The sequence below is a fragment of the Owenweeksia hongkongensis DSM 17368 genome (assembly GCF_000236705.1).
GTDB classification, from domain to species: domain Bacteria; phylum Bacteroidota; class Bacteroidia; order Flavobacteriales; family Schleiferiaceae; genus Owenweeksia; species Owenweeksia hongkongensis.
On the sequence record NC_016599.1, the window covers coordinates 618044 to 635911 of the forward strand.

Genomic DNA, 17868 nt, shown 5'->3' on the forward strand with positions numbered 1-17868 from the left:
CTTTTACTAACAAATTGGTTTTAGTCATAGAAGCATAGTACTTTTGTAGCCGATTTCTAAATGAACGTATGGATATTGTGATTGCGGGAGCAGGAGCTGTAGGGACACATTTGTCAAGATGGCTTTCAGGAGAATCTCATAACATTAGCCTTGTTGATCAAGATCAAGAAAGGCTTGCAAACCTCGACAACAGCATTGATGTAATAACCATTGCAGGCGAGGTAACAGATTACAAAGTGCTACTCAAAGCTAAGATTGCCTCGGCCGATCTTTTCATTTCGGTTACTTCTAGTGAAGAGGCAAACATCCTTAGCGCTATATATGCTAAAAAACTTGGCGCAAAGAAGACCATTGCCCGTATTAGTCAGATGCAATATCTTACTGATACAGAGACTTTGAATCTTCATGAACTAGGTATTGATGAGCTTATTTCTCCAGAATCTTTGGCAGCTCGTGAAGTACGTCATTTGGTGAAAGCCAATGCTGCGACAGAATCCATTGAGTTTGAAAATGGAAAAATTACTCTTCTTGGTTTAGATGTAGAAAAAGATGCCTCGATTGCAGGAATGAGTTTGCAAGAAATTGCTGCACGATATCCAGTTCGAAACTATGTAATGGTTGCTTTAAAAAGAGACCATGAAACCATTATTCCTCAAGGACATACAGTAATTGAAGCAGGTGATCATTTGTATATGATTACTCATGCTGAAGGTATGGAAGAAGTGCTGGAAATTACCGGTAGAAAAAAAATACAGGTGAGTACCATTATAATAATGGGAGGTAGCCGTACAGGGCGTCATTTAGCACGTAAGCTTAGCAAAGACTTTCACGTAAAGCTCATTGAGCAAGATCCTGAAAAATCCAGAGAAATAGCAGCAGACTTTCCAGATACATTGGTTCTAAACTTTGACGGTACAGATGTAGAAAAGCTCGATGAAGAAGGCATTTCTACCACGGATGTATTTGTAGCTGCCACCGGAAACTCTGAAACCAATATTTTGAGCTGCCTTGTAGCCAAAGATCGCGGGGTGAAAAAGACCATTGCTATGGTTGAAAATATTGAATATCAAACACTTTCGCACAATATTGGGATTGACTCATTGATAAACAAAAAGCTAGCTGCGGCCAACTTTATATATCGCTACATCCGCAGAGGAGATTTCGTTGCGCTAAGCACCATCCATGGATTAGACGCGGAAGTAATGGAATATAAGGTAGACAACAACTGTAAAGTCACTCGCAAAAAAATCAAAGATCTTGGTTTGCCACGTGGAGCTCTCATCGGAGGTGTGATTCGTAACAATAAAGGAATGATACCAACGGGAAACTTTGAAATTGAAATGGGGGACAGAGTGGTAGTTTTCGCAAAATCTAACTGTGCCAAAAAACTAAGTCGCTATTTCAACTAAGCAAGCACATCTGTTCAATTTTAGAATGATAGCCTCCATTATGGGAACGCTATTAATCTTGGTTTCAGGGATGATGGCCATCAGTATCTTTGTGGCATTATATTACCATGAAGCCTGGCTAAATTTACTGATAGCTTCTAGTGTAACCGCTGCTGCCGGTATTGCTTTGCGCTTGATGCGCGATGATAAAAACCGTGATGTTCGTAAGCGTGATGGTTTTCTAATCGTAAGTATGGGGTGGTTGCTCATGTCATTGTTTGGTAGTTTACCTTTTGTAATAGGTGGCGCTATTCCTGATTTTGTAGATGCATTTTTTGAAACCGTAAGTGGTTTTACCACAACTGGAGCTACCATACTCACTGATATTGAGGCAATGCCTAAAGCCTTGCTCTTTTGGCGAAGTATGACGCATTGGCTTGGAGGGATGGGTATTATTGTTCTTACCATTGCCATTTTACCACTTTTGGGAGTAGGAGGTATGCAGCTTTTTGTTGCTGAATCTCCAGGTGTTACTCCAGATAAGATGCACCCTAGAATTACGGAAACAGCAAAAAGGCTTTGGATTATTTATTTTGCCCTTACGGCAATTGAAGCTGTAATGCTTTGGATAGCAGGCATGGGCTTGTTTGACGCTGTAAATCATGCAATGGCTACTATGGCCACAGGCGGTTTTTCAACCAAAAACGCAAGTATTGCATTTTATGACTCTCCCGCAATTCACTATATCATCACACTTTTCATGTTTTTGGCTGGTGTCAATTTTACCATGCTATACTTTGGTTTTACGGGTAAAGTAGGTAGGATTTTTAAAAATGAAGAGTTCAGAGTATATGCATTGAATATGCTAATCATGAGTATCATTGTATCATTTGGTTTGGCTGTGTACGGTGATTATGGTGTTGAAGAAGCTATCCGCAGTGGATTCTTTCAAGTAGCTTCAATCATTACCACTACTGGTTTTATTACAGACAATTATTTGCTGTGGCCCAATTTTCTTATCATGATAATCTTTGTGCTTTTCTTTTCCGGAGGCTCTACAGGAAGTACCTCTGGAGGTCTTAAGACTATGCGCGTGATTGTAATGATAAAAAATAGTCTTCTTGAACTGAGGAGACAAATTCACCCAACAGCCGTAATTCCAGTAAGATTTAATGGTAAAGCGGTACCGCAAAATATAACTAACACGATTGCCGCTTTTGTACTTATCTACTTAATTATATTCTTCGGAGGTACTTTGGTGATGTCTATGATTGGGCTTGATTTTATGTCAGCTGTGGGTTCAGTGGCCGCAAGTCTTGGAAATATTGGACCAGGTTTGGGAAGTGTTGGACCAGTTGATAATTTCGCACACATAGTGCCGGAAGGCAAGCTTTTTCTGAGCTTTCTAATGCTCATGGGACGTCTTGAACTCTTCACGATCCTAATTCTATTTATGCCTTACTTCTGGCGTAATCGCTAGTCATATTTCAACAATTCATTTAATAATTTGTATACTTCCTCTATGAGCAGAGGATTTGTAAAAGAAGAAGATCAGGAAGAAGCACCCTTTATCCCACCAAGGGCAGCATTGCCGGCAGGACAAACTAATTACGTTACCGAAAGGGGGATGCGCCTACTAGAGGAGGAAAAAGCGGCACTGGAGCAACAGCGCTCATCAAACAAACAAGAAAATGAAACCGAGCGCAGGCGTACCAACATGGAAATTGATGGGAAGATTCGTCTCTTAAATGAGCGTCTTTCTTCAGCTCGGATAATAGATATTACCGAGCAACCTAAGGATGAAGTGCGTTTTGGAGCTACAGTGAAATACCGAATCAATAATCGTGAATTTACCATCACTATAGTGGGGGTGGATGAAGCCGATGTGAAGGAAGGACGTGTGGCCTTTGTTGCCCCTTTGATAAAGGCAATGTCGGGCAAAAAAGTAGGAGAGGAGCTAAAGTTTGATATGGGAGGAAAGCAAGTACCTGTGAAGATTCTGGCTATTGATTACCAAAAGTAGAGCAACAAAAAAGGGTGACCGAAGCCACCCTTTCTGATTTTCGCTAAAGCGAATATTATTTGATCTCAAGAAGTTCGATATCGAAAACAAGATCTTGACCAGCCAATGGATGGTTAGCATCTACTACAATAGTTTCGTCTTTTACTTCAGCTACAGTAAGTCTCATTTCTTGTCCATCAGGAGTTTGAGAAATTAATCCCATACCTACTTCTGGCTTTACTTCTGGTGGAAGCTGATTTTTTGGTACCTCTTGCATCATTTCCTCACGTCTTTCACCGTAAGCTTCAGCACAAGGAATATTTAGGGTTTTCTTTTCATTCAACTCCATGTTTATCATTCCCTTCTCAAACCCCGGAATGAGTTGGCCTTGACCCAAAGTGAATTCAAGTGGTTCTCTCTCCAATGAGCTGTCAAAAACTTCACCGTTTGTTAGTTTTCCGGTGTAGTGAACCTTCACTGTGTCATTCTCTTTTACCTGACTCATAAAAAATGTTTTTCTCAGTTTTTTAATAATTGAGTGATGTCAGGCGCAACTACAATGCCTAAGAACAAATTGTGACGCATTGTCACCTTTTGAGTGAAACATCGATTTCAGTGAGTTATCGTTAGCCTTTCGCTATGACGATGAGACTGCTCCTAAACTAATTGAATATTGATTTTGACTACAGAATGGGGAGCTTTGTACTCTACAACACAACCATAATTCAGCCATGAAAAAAATCATTACCATATTAGCGATTTTATTTTTTAGTTCGACAATATATGCTGGACATGAAATAGGGGCCATAATAATTACCTATAAACCTGTTGCTGGTCAACCCTTGCAATATGAGGTAACTATAAAGGCTTTATATGAAGGGGGGGTATCTGCGATTACTCCACCATCCTCAACTACATTGAACATTGATGGCTCTTGTTTTACCAACTTCACACAGAACTTCCCAAGAGTGGGAGTTACAACCGGTAGTGTGGTTCCAGTTTTAGGCGCTGACTATTGTAATCCAGCAGGCTCAGCAATCTTTTTTCAAGGTATAGCAGAATATAAAGGAACTGTAACCTTACCGGCTCATTGTGCCGATATAATTTTTCATATTTCAGCGGGATTCGGTCGTTTCAATTTTGCAACTAATATTCAAGGCAATTTTGATACACCATATTTTTATGCAAAACTGAACACTATGGTGGGCTCAAATAACTCCCCGCAAGTACCGGATCTCGACTTTATGCAAATTGCTTGTTTAAATAAGTCTGTCAGCCTTTTTGGTTATACAGATACTGACGGAGATAGTCTATTCTTCCAGCCAACCACACCTCAGAAAAAGTCTGGGACTTCGATATCGAACTTTAGCTGGGCAACAGGTTATTCACAAAATACCCCACTAGGTACTAGTTCTTCATATAGCTTAAATTCATCAACCGGGGCTGCTCAAGTATCAATTTCAAATGTTGGTCAATACATTATTCCAATTAAGTATAAGGAGTACAGATATGACCCTACTGTTTCAGCAAGCGTTCTTATAGGAGAAGGTATTTTTAACTTATCTGTATCAAGCACGAATGCCTGTTCAGCTGTTAATAGTATTAGCATCCAGCATGAGTCTATTCCAAACTCGGACTCTATTCAATGTGGCAGCAACAAAATTAGATTTATTGGTTCGCGCCAATTATCACGTGGTTCGTTGAGCATATCAGGTTCGGATATTGAAGTAAGCTCAGTAAAGCAGGGGAGTTTGGCTATAAGCTCAGCAATCCTTATTCAAGATAGTATAGTGGAGGTAACCTTAGCACAAGCGGCACCACTTGGCGATACACTCAGTTTGGTAGCCAAAGTAGGTACTGATGGAAATGTGATTATCTCAAGATGTGGAACCGAACTCACAGCTTATGACGACACACTTACGTATTATACTAAAGGGGGAGTTTTACCTTCAGCAATAGCTAATGTTTCTAATCAATTTTTGAATACTCAATACAACTCTGGTTCTTCCGTGGGCGATTCCCTTTGGTGGGATTTTGGAGATGGCAATGGAAGCAGTTCCCAGTCAGGTAATCATAATTACAATACCGCTGGAACCTACACTGTTAAATTGATTTCATTTGGAGATTGTGGAATTACCGATACTTCTACCATTGTCATTCAAGTATGTGATTCTATTTCTGCTAATTTCAATTATACACAAGCTGGAGATACAGTGAGTTTTTATTCACTTTCATCTGCTGGCGTAAGCAATTATTTTTGGGACTTTGGCGATGGACAAACTTCCACAGGAGATAGCACAAGTCATGTATATTCAACTGGTGGAACGTATACAGCAGTTCTTACCGTAACCAACGTTTGTGGTGATACAGTTGTATTTAGTATGACGGTAGAAACATGTTTACCACCCCTAGCATCTTGGACTTACACTGTGATTAGCACCACTTCAGCAGGTATGACTGTAGACTTTGATGGCACGGCCTCTACCAATGCAGCCTCATATATTTGGGATTTTGGTGATGGAACAACTGATAATAGCACACTTACCCCGCGTCATATATATCAAACTCCAGGCTTACATTATTATGTAAAACTTACTGTAGACAATACTTGCCAGCAATCCAGTGAAAAAGGTTTTAAACTCAACGAAATTGGAATTGATGAATTAGGAGTAGAACCAAGATTTGAGGTGTATCCAAATCCGGTAGGGGATGTTGTGAATATTAGTCTTAGCGAGAACATAGGCTTGAAGAACATAAGTGTTTATGATTTGAATGGTAAAAAGTTAAATTCTGAAAAAGTGCTAAAAAGCTCACGCGGGGAAACAATTAAATTTTCAACTCAACACTTAAATGCTGGAAGTTACCTTCTGGAACTCGAAAGTGATAAGGGTGAAACTTATAGAAAAGTGATTGTAAAAAAATAAGAGGTGATTACTCAAGGGCCACAAGGTTGTGCTTCAATGCATACATCACAAGGCCTACACGAGACTTTACATCCAATTTATCAAACAGCTTAGCACGATATCCGTCCACAGTTTTTACACTAAGACACATAATGTCAGCAATCATTTTATACGTATGCTCTGAGCAAGCTAGTTCAATAAAGCGCATTTCTTGATCGGTAAGCGCCACACCTTCATTAGTGCTTAATTCTGGGTGGGTAATTACATGAACAAGCTTACCTGCCACATCTTCAGTGTAATAATACCCTGTATCGGCAATAGAATGCAAAGCTTCTTTTAGTTCATCAGGGTTTACATCTTTGTTAAGATAACCGTTTACACCCGCCCTTAAAAGCCTTATTAATGAAGTTTCATCATCTTTCATGGTGAGCGCTAGGATACCAATATCCTTATTTATATCACGCAATGCTTTGGTGGTCTGAAACCCGTCCATAATTGGCATGCTTACATCCATTATAACTACATCGGGCACTTGTCCATCATCTATTTGGGCCAAAAATTCTTTGCCGTGACTAGCTTCCTGCACCACCTTAAAGCGGTCATCAATTTGGTGGATGAGATTAATCAATCCTTTTCTAAAAAGGCTATGATCATCTACTACTGTAATGCTTAGTGGGTTGGTTAAGGTTTGCATAAGGTTTAGGTTGGTAGGTTGATACGTATAAATGTACCCATATTTGGTGGGCTTTCCATATTAAATGTGGCGCCAATAAGCTTACAGCGGTGTTTTATGTTTTTTAGACCATTGCCTGTACTGTTGTGCAGAAGCTCGTCTAGCTTTTCTTTGGGTATGCCTACCCCATTGTCTTCTAGGTGAAAGACTATTTGATTGGCTTTTTCTTCAATACCCACCAATACCTGATTGGCTCCTGAGTGCTTGAGGATATTATTAATACCCTCCTGAAACATACGGTACAGGAAAATTGATATTTTAGAATCAAGTGAAATCTCTGTGGGTTTCGGATGAAACATAACTTTCACGAAACCACTTTTATTAATACGATTTATGTCCTTTTCCATCATGCCAATCAACCCCATACTTTGCACATTTTCATAATTAAGGGAGTTGGATAGCCCACGTATTTCGGAGATAAGATGTTGTAGTAGCTGTTTGGACTCTGCGATTTTTTCGCCCTCTTCTTCACTTGTTGGAGGCGGCAGCATGTTAAGTTGAATTTTGGCTAAAGAAGCTATCTGCCCAATATTGTCGTGTAGTTCGCGGGCTATGTCGGCTAGTGTTTGTTCACGTATTTCAACTTCACTTTCCAGCAGCGCTTGTTCAAACTGTTGGCGTTCTAACTCAAACCTGAGTTGTGCTTTTTTGTAAAGAATAACGAAAAGAATAATAAAAACAGTAAGCACCGAAACCAAGGCTGTGCCTGCTATAAGAGGTATGGTGCTATCGGGGTTCATTAAGTATTTTTGTTTGACTGTGAATTATAATATAGCGCAAGGAAATAGCAAGCCAGTAGCACGAAATTTGAGAACCTTATTAATCCATAACACCATTCTGGTAGCAATTGTGCTTGCGCCATTATATGCTTAAAGTATCCAAAAACAAAAAAGGTAATAGAATAGAAAACAAGAGTTCCTGTGTTGAACCAAAAAATGGCTTGATGAAAAATCGGGATAGGTTTTGGTGATCGCAACATATTTCTAAAAAGTAGTAACCCAAAAGATACAAGGAAAAAACTATTTACAACTAGGCCTAGGGAGGGGAAGAAAGCCAGGTTGCCTTGAATCCAAATGGACACCATTTCAATAAAAAGTACAGTACTCACATAAATTCCAATTACCCATTTTAGCAGATTCTTAATTGGTTTTAGTAAATAGTATATCCGCGCATGATATAGGGTGGAGGCAACAATAAAAATGTGATAAACCGGGTAGCTGTGGCCATAGCTGTACGCGAAGAGTCGTGTGGAGAATTCACTGAGAAAACTTAGCACAATCAGCTGAACAAGTGTTTTAAAAGGTGGACTCAATCGTTTGTACCGAAACAGTCCAAAAAGTGCCACAGCAAGAATAACGAGCAGATATGAAACAAACCTCGGGGTAAATACATCCCCGAGGTTTATTGAGATGAAAATTAGTTGCATGACATAGTATTTACTTATCACATTCGTCAGTATCGCAATCTGATTTACAACCAGATACTTTTGCTAGAATAGTACAACCTAAACTAAAGTTTGTAATCATTGCGGACACTTATTGGGACATGGGTCACAATAATCAATTGCGACAGCAGTACTTTGTTTATTGTCAGCATCAATTCCGGTTAGAATTGTTGTCACAGATTCTTCCCCACTAGGATAAGTTCTTATGGCAAATTGAATATATAATTCTTTGATATGTGAACCTTGAGCAAAAATTTGATCAATATGCTCCTTGTCAACTCTTAATCCCCTTAGTTGTAAGTTATTGGGGCCAGGTATGTTGATGTCTGATCTTTCAAGAAATTGGTCTAACATTACTTGCGCGATATCCCAGTTTTCAATTACATCTGATTTTTTTGGCTGAAAGCCTAATGTTTGATTTGGCATTACTTATTATTTTTGGTTAAGACCTTAAAATTATGATTTAAAGCGAGGTATAACCGCGCTATTCTATCAATTCAGGACTTATCCTAAACAGCAATAGGGGTTTTTCCTATTAGCTTGCAGGACAAAACCTATAGGGATGCTGGCCTCATTTTATGAATTTTGATAGGTCTTGAAGTTAGCTCTCAAATCAGGAAACTCTATTTTATTAAAATCAATTAATAAATAAGCGATGCCCGATCAAGAATTAATCAACGTTGAAATAGATAGCAATCAATGCCCTTGTCAATTACCAAAGCAACCTAGAAAACCACTACCAGAAGGTGTGTCTCCAGACCGAGCAACTATAATTCGGAGGTTTGGGCAAATATGGGTGAATGGAACGGAATTACATTATTGCTTTTGGGATCATACCAAGCATAATTGTCCCAAAGAATGGACAGCTAAAAATACAGAGAGTCTAAAAATTGTGGAAAGAGCCTTTAGGGAGTGGAAGGAGCTAGGCATTGGACTTGAATTTATAAAAGTGGACGATCCTTACGATGCAGAAATAAGGATTGGCTTTATGGAGGGTGATGGAAATTGGTCTGGAGTTGGAACAAACATTTTAAAGGCTCGATCAAATGAAAGAACCATGAATTTTGCTATTGATTTTACCCAGCTAAATTGGTTGCCATTTGATACAGCCTTACATGAAATAGGTCATACCCTGGGTTTTTATCATGGTCATCAAATTCCAAAATCGAAAATAATTTGGAATGACGAAGAGGTGTACAGGTATTACAGTGCAAAGGGTTGGTCCGATTCAGACATTAAAACAAATATCCTGGATAAAGAATCGGAGAATGTTCTCGATTTATTCCCATGGGATACAAATTCTGTAATGCACTATCGTTTTAAGTCGACACTCATCTCGGGTCCAGAACCATATAATAGTACGGGTATTTCCCACACTCCATATCTGTCGCCATTGGATAAAGAGATTGTAAGGAAGCTTTACCCGCCTTTATCGAGCCAAAACTACATTCCCCTTAAGGCCTATCGTTCATACTCTGCAATACTGCAATCTGGAGAACAACTTGCTTTCACCATTAAACCCGATCATTCACGAGAGTTCACTTTTCAAACCTTTGGAAAAGTAGACACTGTGCTTGTTTTGTTCGAGAAAGACGGTGACTCACATCGCTACCTATCCGGTGATGATGATGCCGGATATAATCGTAATGCAATGATTACGCACAAATTGTTTAAGGATAGGGAATATGTTTTGAGATTAAAAATGTACTACGCCATGGACAGGGGGGAAACAGCGGTTATGATGTTTTAAATAAAGGTTTATTTTTAAATGATGCAAAGTGAAAGGCATCGCAAGAAATCAAATCTAAACCACCATGGCTTACTTCCGTCCACTCTTTATTGGTATCGATCAATTGATAAATACCATTGCCGGAGGAGATCCTGACAATACAATATCTTCCAGAATAGGCTATTATGCTGAGCATGGCCCAGAAAACCAGATAAAGATGTGGAAAGCATTTGCCTGGATCACGGACAAAACGTTTTGGCCTTTAGAAGGTGATGACCATTGCCATATTGCATATCATGCTGATCCCGGAGAAAATTTTGATGCCGATAAAAATGGAGTAGGAGTGGTTGTTCTCTTTATCCTCACTCTGCCATTTTTGATATTCATTGGGGCATTACTTTACCTTGGGTGGGCGGTTGGTTTAGTAAAGCAGATCCACCTAGATAGGAGTGAAGCTATTCGACAACGATTGTTCAAAACCTCCAAAATGCTAATCTCTATTAAAGAGGAGTTAGTAGAAAACCCATTGGCTGATCCAGCATTACTAAAAAGTATGGACTCCGTGGTAGAAAGAGCTGCTGAAGCGCGTGCGGAAATAGAGAAGGGTATACAAGCAGATGTAAACTAAGCCGAGGTCGCCTTTCTTCCTTGACGCCCCGCTAGCCAAAGAGTAATGAGATAGCAGGAATACATTATGTAATTGGCGATTCTTATGAGTATATAGCCCCAATCGGGAACATCACTCCCCGTATCCCTAATGCTTTTGAAAAGACCAAAAAAGAAAAAAGTTGACGAATAAAATATTAGACTACCAATCCCGAACCAGAATTTAGGTTCTTTTATTAAGGATTTGCTTTCAGGGTTCAAAAGCATTTTTGTGAATAATACCAACGAGCAAAATGTCACATAAAGCCCTAATAGACTTAGCCCAATTGAAGGGAAGGTGTAGATGCTTTGAATCCAAACACTAACCAATATTGAAGTCATTGCAACAATACCTGAAATCAAAATTGGCCAATACTTCAATTTAGTACTTGTTTTAAAAAAGTGATAAAAAATAAAGCCGTAAACAACACTTGATATTGCTGGCACAGAATGATAAAGTGGATAGTTAGTTTTAGAATATTTTTGCAAAGCTAATGCACCAATTTCTGCTACAATTATAAACAAGGTAAGCAGAACAATAAGTTTGATTGGTTTACTAAATAAGCTAAATTTTACTACTCCAACCCAACAACATGTTAAGAGCAATAACAAATAGATTAATTGATAAAGTGGCATCTTAAAAAGAAGTCATTGAGTATTAACATTATTCTTTGAAATGCGAAACTTCATCTTTCAAAACTTCATCCAGACACTTATCAGGACAAGGGCTAAATACATTATATACTCGGTCTGTTTGAATTTTAATCTTTTTGCCTTCGTTTTTCGCACCTAACATTATTAAACTGAAGTTTTGATTCCACCACCATTTATTTTTATAAGTTTTCGCGCTTGCCGCAAACATTAGGATAATTTCATCATCCTCGCTATATCCATTCTTAAGTAATTCCTTTATTTCTTTTACTGGAATTCTAACATATTTTAGTACTTCTCTTGTATGGCCTATTTTGTTTTTCATTGCAAGCGGATGCTCTAAATAGGCTTCCACCATTTTTTTTGCTTTTATTGAATCAATACATGTCCCATTTGATTGATCCCAGCATATCTCAGATTTAATGGAAAGATCTCCTGATGAGGTAGCTTCAAAAGTTGGAGAAAAACATCCCTGTAGTAATGAAGTAATTATTACGAGAACTAGGCACGAGATTAAACTTTTCATAAGATTTGGTTTTACGGTTATCTCATAAAAATAGAACCTTTCCATGTCGAATTCCAAGCTGCACTTTGAGAATAGGGGTTTTTCCTATTTTTTTCAGGGAATTGCCTCTTGCTCTTGGTTTATCTTCTCACGATATTTGTTTATATCAATTTGAATTGTAAATCAACGCTAATTCAACCAAACCTTAGGAATGCCTTCGTATAAAATACGAGGGCATTTTTTGTGGGAAAGTTTGGTATTCGGCAAAAGAGAATATCCTTAAGTCGAGACTAAGCGGGTCCAGATAACCAGCATAAAACGAAAAAGATCCCACTTGTCTATTGCAGGATCTTTATTTTGATTAAGCTTTAATACTAATCTAAGGTGTTTATCATTACCATTTCATCAGTTGGTCTGTCATCGGGGTCATCACCATTGTCGCATTGGCATTCAGAAGCCAATAAGACTGAACCAACAATTAGCGCAGCAAAAATTGTATACGTTTTCATTTTAGATAGGTTTTGTTATTTGTTAGATTCAAAGATAGCCAGTGATGCAAAAATGAAACGTCATTATCTATCAAATTGAGTAATAGGTTTATTTTAGGCAGAAACTTGCAAAACTTGATATTCTATTGAGACTTTAACCATGGAGTTATTTAGCGATAAACAGATATTTAAGGTTTACTATATCCTAATTGAACCTCCATATGGTTTGAAAAAAGAGGTTAACATCCAGAAACAAAACTTCCAAAAACTGGATCGGCTATGGAGGTAAACTTAACTCACCGCCTCATATAAGTTTAGTTCAATTCAAACTTGATATACAAAGGGAAGGGATACTTTTAACCGAGCTTAATAGGATAGTTTCAAGTCAACCAAAATTTATTACCAAAACTCTCGGAATAGATGGCTTTGAGAATAATCGCTTAATATCCATTTCTATAGCACCCGAGCCACTAGTGATGTTACACGCTTTACTGACATCAACTTTATGTAAGGTTGTAAGGGTTGCACATCTTAAGGTGAAGAAGCTGAGCTACCCACACATTACAATTGGTCACGTACCAGTGGAAGAGGATTTCATTTCAAGCTATGCTAAGTTTCAAAATATGGAATTTGCAAAGGGGTTTGAGGTTGATAGAATCACATTATTGGTAGAATCAGAATCATCTAAAAGAAAATGGGATAAGCTAAAATGTTTCTATTTAAGAGACAAATCTTAACCTCATTAAACTTTTAATTATAATATGATTTATAAATACCATCTGCCTTTTTTTCCATTTTTTCCTTGTTATAAAAGTGAGCTTGTAGATATTCAATAAAGTCTTTGTGTACATCATTTTTTGAGGGTAGACTATAAGATCGCACATAGGGGAACTTCATCAAACAGCCTTCCTTCTCCCTTACCGAACCAACCAGAACCTGAAGATCTCTAACCCGTTTTTCTTGATCAAAAACTTCCTCAAAACTCATTTTTAAAACTTCTTCATAAGCTTCTTTAGTCTTTTCTGAGCTCCTCGATTCAAAATATCCAACATTTAGAAACTCAATTTCATTTACACCATATTTCATAAAGATGCTCCAATATCCCGGCTCAAGTATATGTAGCTCAGTTTTGTTAGAGTTTGAAATAAGCCTGATCAGAGAGAATATTTCCATTTCACTTAGGAAACGATACTCGTCAATGGATTTGGCACGGATATCTTGCATAAACAAGAGCTTTTTATCTTCAAAAGGACCAAGAATATTTCTCACTTTGGATCTTATAAAAAGACTATCCTCTAGAGTGGCAGGTATTGAAATTTTTTCATCCCCTTGCTTTATAACTACGTCAAAATCATTCATTACGGTAAGGGTTCTGCTCCTCAAATCATTCCATATATACCCGTTTAGAAGCGCATCAGCATATTCAGGATAATCAATTGGGCTTTTGGAAAGATAGTTGCGCAAGAGCTCATTTCTGGCGTCTTTGTCATGAGTTACGCTTAGGGCATTCGATAAAATAACTTCATTATTTCCCAAAGCCAGACCTACCTGATAATAGAATAGAAATGCTTGTTCATTGGTTATAAATTTTGGGGAATCTTCCCAATAAAACATAGTGGGTATTGTATTTTCTTCATCCTCCGTTATTAGCAATAAATCTGGGCGAAACTCGGTAAATATGTTTTCCTCCATCAATTTTTTCACTTTAAAATTACCAACCTCAGAGGAGTTATAGTAGCGGTAGGTAATAAAGTTTTCTTTCCATTTGGTGGGATCTAAATAGCACATCTTACGAATAGCCTCTACAATATAATACACGTATTCCGGGTTGTTGGGGTCATACAAGTGATATTTAAATGCCTTCTCAATACAATCATCATACTTGTAAGTTGCAAGAAGGTTTTTCAATACTTCACCTTTGCATTGTTTTTTCAATCTTCCAAATAACATTTTACTCACCAAAAAAGGTTTTCCTATTGAGTCTACTTGGGTTTTCTGCGCATAGGTATTAAATCTTTCCAGTCTCTTTGATGCTCCGGGATGACTCGTTTCTTTAAGCTCCCATTTATCTTTGAGTCTACTTATTAGCTGATTTTCAAGTTGAAGTGAAATCTCCTGAGATTTCCTCATTCCATCAAGAGCATACCCGGATTGCTCAAGCCAAATAGTAGCAAGTGAGTCTGCTTCATTTTCATTTTGAATTGAGAATCTTTCATTAGCACCAAAATCATAGAATAAAGTTCTAAAGTCCCCACTTTCTGACTTTATAAACCTTTCTAAAGAATGCTTTAAATAATAATGTGCAAGCTCGTGGGCCATTATTGATGCAAGGGTGGCTTCATCATCTATTTGAGCCAAAACTCCTACGTTGATAAACATGCTTCCTGAAGGTGTCATGAAGGCATTAAAGGATCCATCAGCTAATATATAGGCATGAAGTAGAGAATCATTAGCCAGCTGGGGTGGAACTATTCTTTGAAATATGGCATTTAGATAGAGTTCCCATTGCGCCCAATCTGTGTATACACGGCCACTATGCATGAGTTTAGAAATTTCCTTAGCGGAGAGATCGGCAAACCTGTAAGTCCGCCTTTCCCATTTACCTTGTTTTAAGTCATCATCTATTCCATTGTAAATATGGGTTCTAAGTACATCCACATTGGCATAAACACTAGCTTGAGAAAAAGCCAGGCAAGGCATCAGGGCGATGCAGAGGGAAATAAGAGGTTTCATTTTTGTTAGTTGAGTTAAATTCAAGTCAGCCAAGCAAATATAAACGCATATCATTAATGGAAAAATTTTATGACTTAGTTAAGTTTTTTTAAGGAGCTTAGGATGTAATTCCTCTCTATTTCTTTGTCATTTGCTCCTGTATATTTTCATATCCTCATGTAAAGATTACGGGGGTTTTTCCCTACAGTCCTCTATTTATTTCACCCTTCATTATCAGTCTTTTCCCTCTTGATAAAGCTTTGTCTGAGCTTGACCTTTGTATTGTAACCCCAAAGCGAGGTTGCGTCATTTTAACCAAAAACCTTATTCGTGATGACTTATAAAAATCCCCAAGAAATGCGGCTCTCTGTACGCCAATGGAAAAAGGCTTATGAGTTTGTACTCCTTATGTTTCTTTTATTGTGTCTGGCATCATTGTCCAGTGCTAATGCACAAGTAATTACCCATCAAACTATAAACAGTATGGGCACAGCACCAGCCACTGTAGGCATTTCTACCTCAGTGGGTGAAGGTGTAGTGGCTACTGCCCAATCAGCCACTACAGTGCTTACTCAAGGGTTTCAACAAACTTTTGGCAAAAAAAAGATTGGCATCGTTGAGTGGGACTGCTCTAATTCCGAACTGCAACTTTATCCAAATCCCACTGCCACAATACTCAATATTGGCTTTGGGCAAAGCTATGCCAGCGCAGGTCCTCTTAAGTTAGCTCTTTATAATAGTAGTGGGCAGCCTGTCCTTTTCAGGGAAGATATTTATCCCCGAGGTGGTAAATCACTTCAGCTCGATATTTCCACTATTAGTCAAGGCATGTGTAGCCTGGTACTGAGTGGTAATAATTTTCAATCCATCCATAAAATCATAAAAACCAAATAACCATGAACTCAAATCTATTTTTTAAAACCGTAAAAAAGACCAGTACAATGTTGTGTGCTGTGACTTTATTTTTATCCACCTTGGCATTTGGCCAAGTGCCAGATGCTATTAACTATCAGGCCGCAGTACGTAGCACTAGTGGTAATGTGATGGCCAACACCAATACGATGACGGTGATTTTGACTCCTCTTGATGCCTCTAGTAAAGGTGTGGCTGTGATAGAAAAGACCATGAATGGGTTCACTGTAAAGGAGTTATCTAATGGCACCGGAAGTTATTCTTTTGACTGGGAAGTAAAATGTGTACGGAAAGGTTATGAGGAATATAAAGTGATCAGAGATGGCGAAGATTGCAAGGCATCAGGAAACTCAGAGCTGCTGAAAGATATTTCTCAAAAAAAAGCTGAATAAGATTTAATCCAAAATATATTTTACCATGAAAACTTATATAACAATATGCATTAACCTGGCTTTGGGCCTAGGAATTATAGCCCAAGATTTACCTATTAATTTGAAGGATTACTCACCAATGCCATTACCTACATATAATGAGCGAGAAACATTACCAAAGCCAGATGACCATTGGTTTATACACTTCTCTTTAAATGGCGTTGATACGATAAAGTCTAATTTGACTGATTACCCAGATACTTTTTGGACAAATAAAAATCAGGATAATAATTCCTTAAATGTGATAGATGAAAGTGGCAGCAATACATTAAATGCTGATGAACCCAATGCTTATTTGTTCTCAAACCTTCAGCCAGCTGATGGAATACCAGGTTTTCCTTACTACCCATTTAGTGCTGTGGTAAAAATATACTTAGCTATGAAGGATGACAATGGAAATATTAGCTTTTCTTCATGTTCAGGAATAATGATTGGCCCTAATCATGTGCTAACTGCAGGCCATTGTATTAAAAGTGATGACAAAGTGCTTGTTATCCACAATGGTTCGGTGGCTGTGCCTGCTTACAATATGGGTACTTCGCCCTACGGATATGCTTATATCAACGGCTGGTATGCCTTCAATGGATGGCTGCAAGGACAGGATTTTAATTATGATGTAGGTGTACTTAGCCTTAATTCCAGCATTGGCAAGACTACAGGTTATCATGGGCTTGCTTACAATCTAAACAATGGATGGTTTACCAATAGCACTCAAAGCCTAAGCAGCATTGGCTACCCTGCACAAGATGATAATGGAAACCCTGTGTATGAGGCTGGTGAAAGGATGTATGCCATGAATGGATCAATGGATTTTATCAAGGGAACCAATATTTTATGTCATAACAATATAGGTTTCCGTGGTCAAAGTGGGAGTGGTCTTTATTTCAAAGATACCAATGGTGATAGATATGCCCTTGGAGTGCTCAGTCATGGAAACGGCAAAACTTTTCCATATAATACTTGCCACACAAGGATGGATGCCCAGATGTTCAACCAAATTGTTGGCATTGTAAGTTCCTCAATAGATATTACCGAAATACAACCCGATAAAGACCAACGGTTTGAAATTTACCCAAATCCAGTAGTGGATGAATTATCAGTTAAAACCCTAGGTTCAAACGTATATTTTGAATTGAAAATACTGGACATCATGGGAAAAGTGCTTATTCATGAAACGGTTTATCACACAACCGATCCCGATGTGTATAAATTCGATTTGTCTAAATTAGGTAATGGAACATACGTTTGTCAGCTTAATACAGCGTCAAATCTTTTGACTCAAAAATTAATTTTAAAGCTATAATACCCTCTTTTAATTACGCTCA

Annotated in this window: 18 protein-coding genes; 10 read left to right on the plus strand and 8 right to left on the minus strand. The window is 38.1% G+C overall.

Features of this window, described 5'->3' with window-relative positions; genetic code table 11:
• The first annotated feature begins 68 nt into the window (after window positions 1-68).
• From trkA to OWEHO_RS02855, 3 genes are read left to right on the plus strand one after another with little or no spacing between them, the layout of a single operon-like run.
• Window positions 69-1409 (plus strand): Trk system potassium transporter TrkA, encoded by a 1341-nt coding sequence (trkA, locus tag OWEHO_RS02845; RefSeq protein ID WP_014200952.1) that lies wholly within the window; start codon window positions 69-71, stop codon window positions 1407-1409.
• Window positions 1410-1434: 25 nt separating this feature from the next.
• Window positions 1435-2868, plus strand: coding sequence for a TrkH family potassium uptake protein (locus tag OWEHO_RS02850; RefSeq protein ID WP_143764477.1), 1434 nt, complete (start codon window positions 1435-1437; stop codon window positions 2866-2868).
• 42 nt (window positions 2869-2910) lie between these two features.
• Window positions 2911-3411 (plus strand): GreA/GreB family elongation factor, encoded by a 501-nt coding sequence (locus OWEHO_RS02855; protein WP_014200954.1) that lies wholly within the window; start codon window positions 2911-2913, stop codon window positions 3409-3411.
• 55 nt (window positions 3412-3466) lie between these two features.
• On the opposite strand, the gene OWEHO_RS02860 is transcribed toward OWEHO_RS02855, so the two are convergent.
• Entirely contained in the window at window positions 3467-3895 is a 429-nt protein-coding gene (locus tag OWEHO_RS02860; RefSeq protein ID WP_014200955.1) for an FKBP-type peptidyl-prolyl cis-trans isomerase, read from the minus strand.
• Window positions 3896-4121: 226 nt separating this feature from the next.
• Between OWEHO_RS02860 and OWEHO_RS02865 the strand changes: the two genes are divergently transcribed.
• Entirely contained in the window at window positions 4122-6314 is a 2193-nt protein-coding gene (locus OWEHO_RS02865) for a PKD domain-containing protein (protein ID WP_014200956.1), read from the plus strand.
• Between the two features lie 7 nt (window positions 6315-6321).
• Here the strand turns inward: OWEHO_RS02865 and OWEHO_RS02870 are convergent, their stop codons facing one another.
• The 3 genes from OWEHO_RS02870 to OWEHO_RS02885 form a co-directional block, all read right to left on the minus strand.
• The gene (locus tag OWEHO_RS02870; RefSeq protein ID WP_014200957.1) at window positions 6322-6987 is read right to left on the minus strand and encodes a response regulator; all 666 of its coding nucleotides are present in this window, start codon (window positions 6985-6987) and stop codon (window positions 6322-6324) included.
• A gap of 5 nt (window positions 6988-6992) precedes the next feature.
• Window positions 6993-7766, minus strand: coding sequence for a sensor histidine kinase (locus tag OWEHO_RS02875; protein WP_014200958.1), 774 nt, complete (start codon window positions 7764-7766; stop codon window positions 6993-6995).
• Between the two features lie 782 nt (window positions 7767-8548).
• Window positions 8549-8896: a hypothetical protein gene (locus OWEHO_RS02885; RefSeq protein ID WP_014200960.1), complete on the minus strand. Its 348-nt coding sequence runs from the start codon at window positions 8894-8896 to the stop codon at window positions 8549-8551.
• Between the two features lie 229 nt (window positions 8897-9125).
• Between OWEHO_RS02885 and OWEHO_RS02890 the strand changes: the two genes are divergently transcribed.
• Together OWEHO_RS02890 and OWEHO_RS02895 are read left to right on the plus strand one after the other, a co-directional pair.
• Window positions 9126-10220 carry a M12 family metallopeptidase gene (locus tag OWEHO_RS02890; RefSeq protein ID WP_014200961.1) on the plus strand — a complete coding sequence of 365 codons (1095 nt, stop codon included), beginning with the start codon at window positions 9126-9128 and terminating at the stop codon, window positions 10218-10220.
• 64 nt (window positions 10221-10284) lie between these two features.
• Entirely contained in the window at window positions 10285-10827 is a 543-nt protein-coding gene (locus tag OWEHO_RS02895; protein WP_014200962.1) for a hypothetical protein, read from the plus strand.
• Here OWEHO_RS02895 and OWEHO_RS02900 read toward each other — a convergent pair.
• The 3 genes from OWEHO_RS02900 to OWEHO_RS18695 all read right to left on the minus strand — a co-directional run bounded on the left by OWEHO_RS02900 (window position 10824) and on the right by OWEHO_RS18695 (window position 12509).
• Window positions 10824-11480 (minus strand): hypothetical protein, encoded by a 657-nt coding sequence (locus OWEHO_RS02900; protein WP_014200963.1) that lies wholly within the window; start codon window positions 11478-11480, stop codon window positions 10824-10826. The genes OWEHO_RS02895 and OWEHO_RS02900 overlap by 4 nt on opposite strands.
• Window positions 11481-11508: 28 nt before the next feature.
• Window positions 11509-12021: a hypothetical protein gene (locus OWEHO_RS02905; protein WP_143764479.1), complete on the minus strand. Its 513-nt coding sequence runs from the start codon at window positions 12019-12021 to the stop codon at window positions 11509-11511.
• Window positions 12022-12374: 353 nt separating this feature from the next.
• Window positions 12375-12509 (minus strand): hypothetical protein, encoded by a 135-nt coding sequence (locus OWEHO_RS18695; protein ID WP_014200965.1) that lies wholly within the window; start codon window positions 12507-12509, stop codon window positions 12375-12377.
• 251 nt (window positions 12510-12760) lie between these two features.
• Between OWEHO_RS18695 and OWEHO_RS18755 the strand changes: the two genes are divergently transcribed.
• Window positions 12761-13225, plus strand: a complete 465-nt coding sequence (locus tag OWEHO_RS18755) for a 2'-5' RNA ligase family protein (RefSeq protein WP_083827967.1) — start codon at window positions 12761-12763, stop codon at window positions 13223-13225.
• 13 nt (window positions 13226-13238) lie between these two features.
• Here the strand turns inward: OWEHO_RS18755 and OWEHO_RS02915 are convergent, their stop codons facing one another.
• On the minus strand, window positions 13239-15221 hold the full coding sequence (locus OWEHO_RS02915) for a M48 family metallopeptidase (protein ID WP_169312757.1): 1983 nt from the start codon (window positions 15219-15221) through the stop codon (window positions 13239-13241).
• 312 nt (window positions 15222-15533) lie between these two features.
• Here OWEHO_RS02915 and OWEHO_RS02920 point away from each other — a divergent pair, with 312 nt between their 5' ends.
• The 3 genes from OWEHO_RS02920 to OWEHO_RS02930 are packed head-to-tail and all read left to right on the plus strand — an operon-like array spanning window position 15534 to window position 17846.
• Entirely contained in the window at window positions 15534-16094 is a 561-nt protein-coding gene (locus tag OWEHO_RS02920) for a T9SS type A sorting domain-containing protein (protein ID WP_014200967.1), read from the plus strand.
• Window positions 16095-16096: 2 nt separating this feature from the next.
• Entirely contained in the window at window positions 16097-16504 is a 408-nt protein-coding gene (locus tag OWEHO_RS02925) for a hypothetical protein (protein ID WP_014200968.1), read from the plus strand.
• Window positions 16505-16529: 25 nt separating this feature from the next.
• The gene (locus tag OWEHO_RS02930) at window positions 16530-17846 is read left to right on the plus strand and encodes a T9SS type A sorting domain-containing protein (RefSeq protein ID WP_014200969.1); all 1317 of its coding nucleotides are present in this window, start codon (window positions 16530-16532) and stop codon (window positions 17844-17846) included.
• Window positions 17847-17868: the final 22 nt, after the last annotated feature.

Excerpts from the sequence above, each read along its gene's own strand:
- trkA (WP_014200952.1), top strand. The coding sequence starts at position 69 with ATGGATATTGTGATTGCGGGAGCAGGAGCTGTAGGGACACATTTGTCA.
- OWEHO_RS02850 (WP_143764477.1), top strand. The coding sequence starts at position 1,435 with ATGATAGCCTCCATTATGGGAACGCTATTAATCTTGGTTTCAGGGATG.
- OWEHO_RS02855 (WP_014200954.1), top strand. The coding sequence starts at position 2,911 with ATGAGCAGAGGATTTGTAAAAGAAGAAGATCAGGAAGAAGCACCCTTT.
- OWEHO_RS02860 (WP_014200955.1), bottom strand. The coding sequence starts at position 3,895 with ATGAGTCAGGTAAAAGAGAATGACACAGTGAAGGTTCACTACACCGGA.
- OWEHO_RS02865 (WP_014200956.1), top strand. The coding sequence starts at position 4,122 with ATGAAAAAAATCATTACCATATTAGCGATTTTATTTTTTAGTTCGACA.
- OWEHO_RS02870 (WP_014200957.1), bottom strand. The coding sequence starts at position 6,987 with ATGCAAACCTTAACCAACCCACTAAGCATTACAGTAGTAGATGATCAT.
- OWEHO_RS02875 (WP_014200958.1), bottom strand. The coding sequence starts at position 7,766 with ATGAACCCCGATAGCACCATACCTCTTATAGCAGGCACAGCCTTGGTT.
- OWEHO_RS02885 (WP_014200960.1), bottom strand. The coding sequence starts at position 8,896 with ATGCCAAATCAAACATTAGGCTTTCAGCCAAAAAAATCAGATGTAATT.
- OWEHO_RS02890 (WP_014200961.1), top strand. The coding sequence starts at position 9,126 with ATGCCCGATCAAGAATTAATCAACGTTGAAATAGATAGCAATCAATGC.
- OWEHO_RS02895 (WP_014200962.1), top strand. The coding sequence starts at position 10,285 with ATGGCTTACTTCCGTCCACTCTTTATTGGTATCGATCAATTGATAAAT.
- OWEHO_RS02900 (WP_014200963.1), bottom strand. The coding sequence starts at position 11,480 with ATGCCACTTTATCAATTAATCTATTTGTTATTGCTCTTAACATGTTGT.
- OWEHO_RS02905 (WP_143764479.1), bottom strand. The coding sequence starts at position 12,021 with ATGAAAAGTTTAATCTCGTGCCTAGTTCTCGTAATAATTACTTCATTA.
- OWEHO_RS18695 (WP_014200965.1), bottom strand. The coding sequence starts at position 12,509 with ATGAAAACGTATACAATTTTTGCTGCGCTAATTGTTGGTTCAGTCTTA.
- OWEHO_RS02915 (WP_169312757.1), bottom strand. The coding sequence starts at position 15,221 with ATGAAACCTCTTATTTCCCTCTGCATCGCCCTGATGCCTTGCCTGGCT.
- OWEHO_RS02920 (WP_014200967.1), top strand. The coding sequence starts at position 15,534 with ATGACTTATAAAAATCCCCAAGAAATGCGGCTCTCTGTACGCCAATGG.
- OWEHO_RS02925 (WP_014200968.1), top strand. The coding sequence starts at position 16,097 with ATGAACTCAAATCTATTTTTTAAAACCGTAAAAAAGACCAGTACAATG.
- OWEHO_RS02930 (WP_014200969.1), top strand. The coding sequence starts at position 16,530 with ATGAAAACTTATATAACAATATGCATTAACCTGGCTTTGGGCCTAGGA.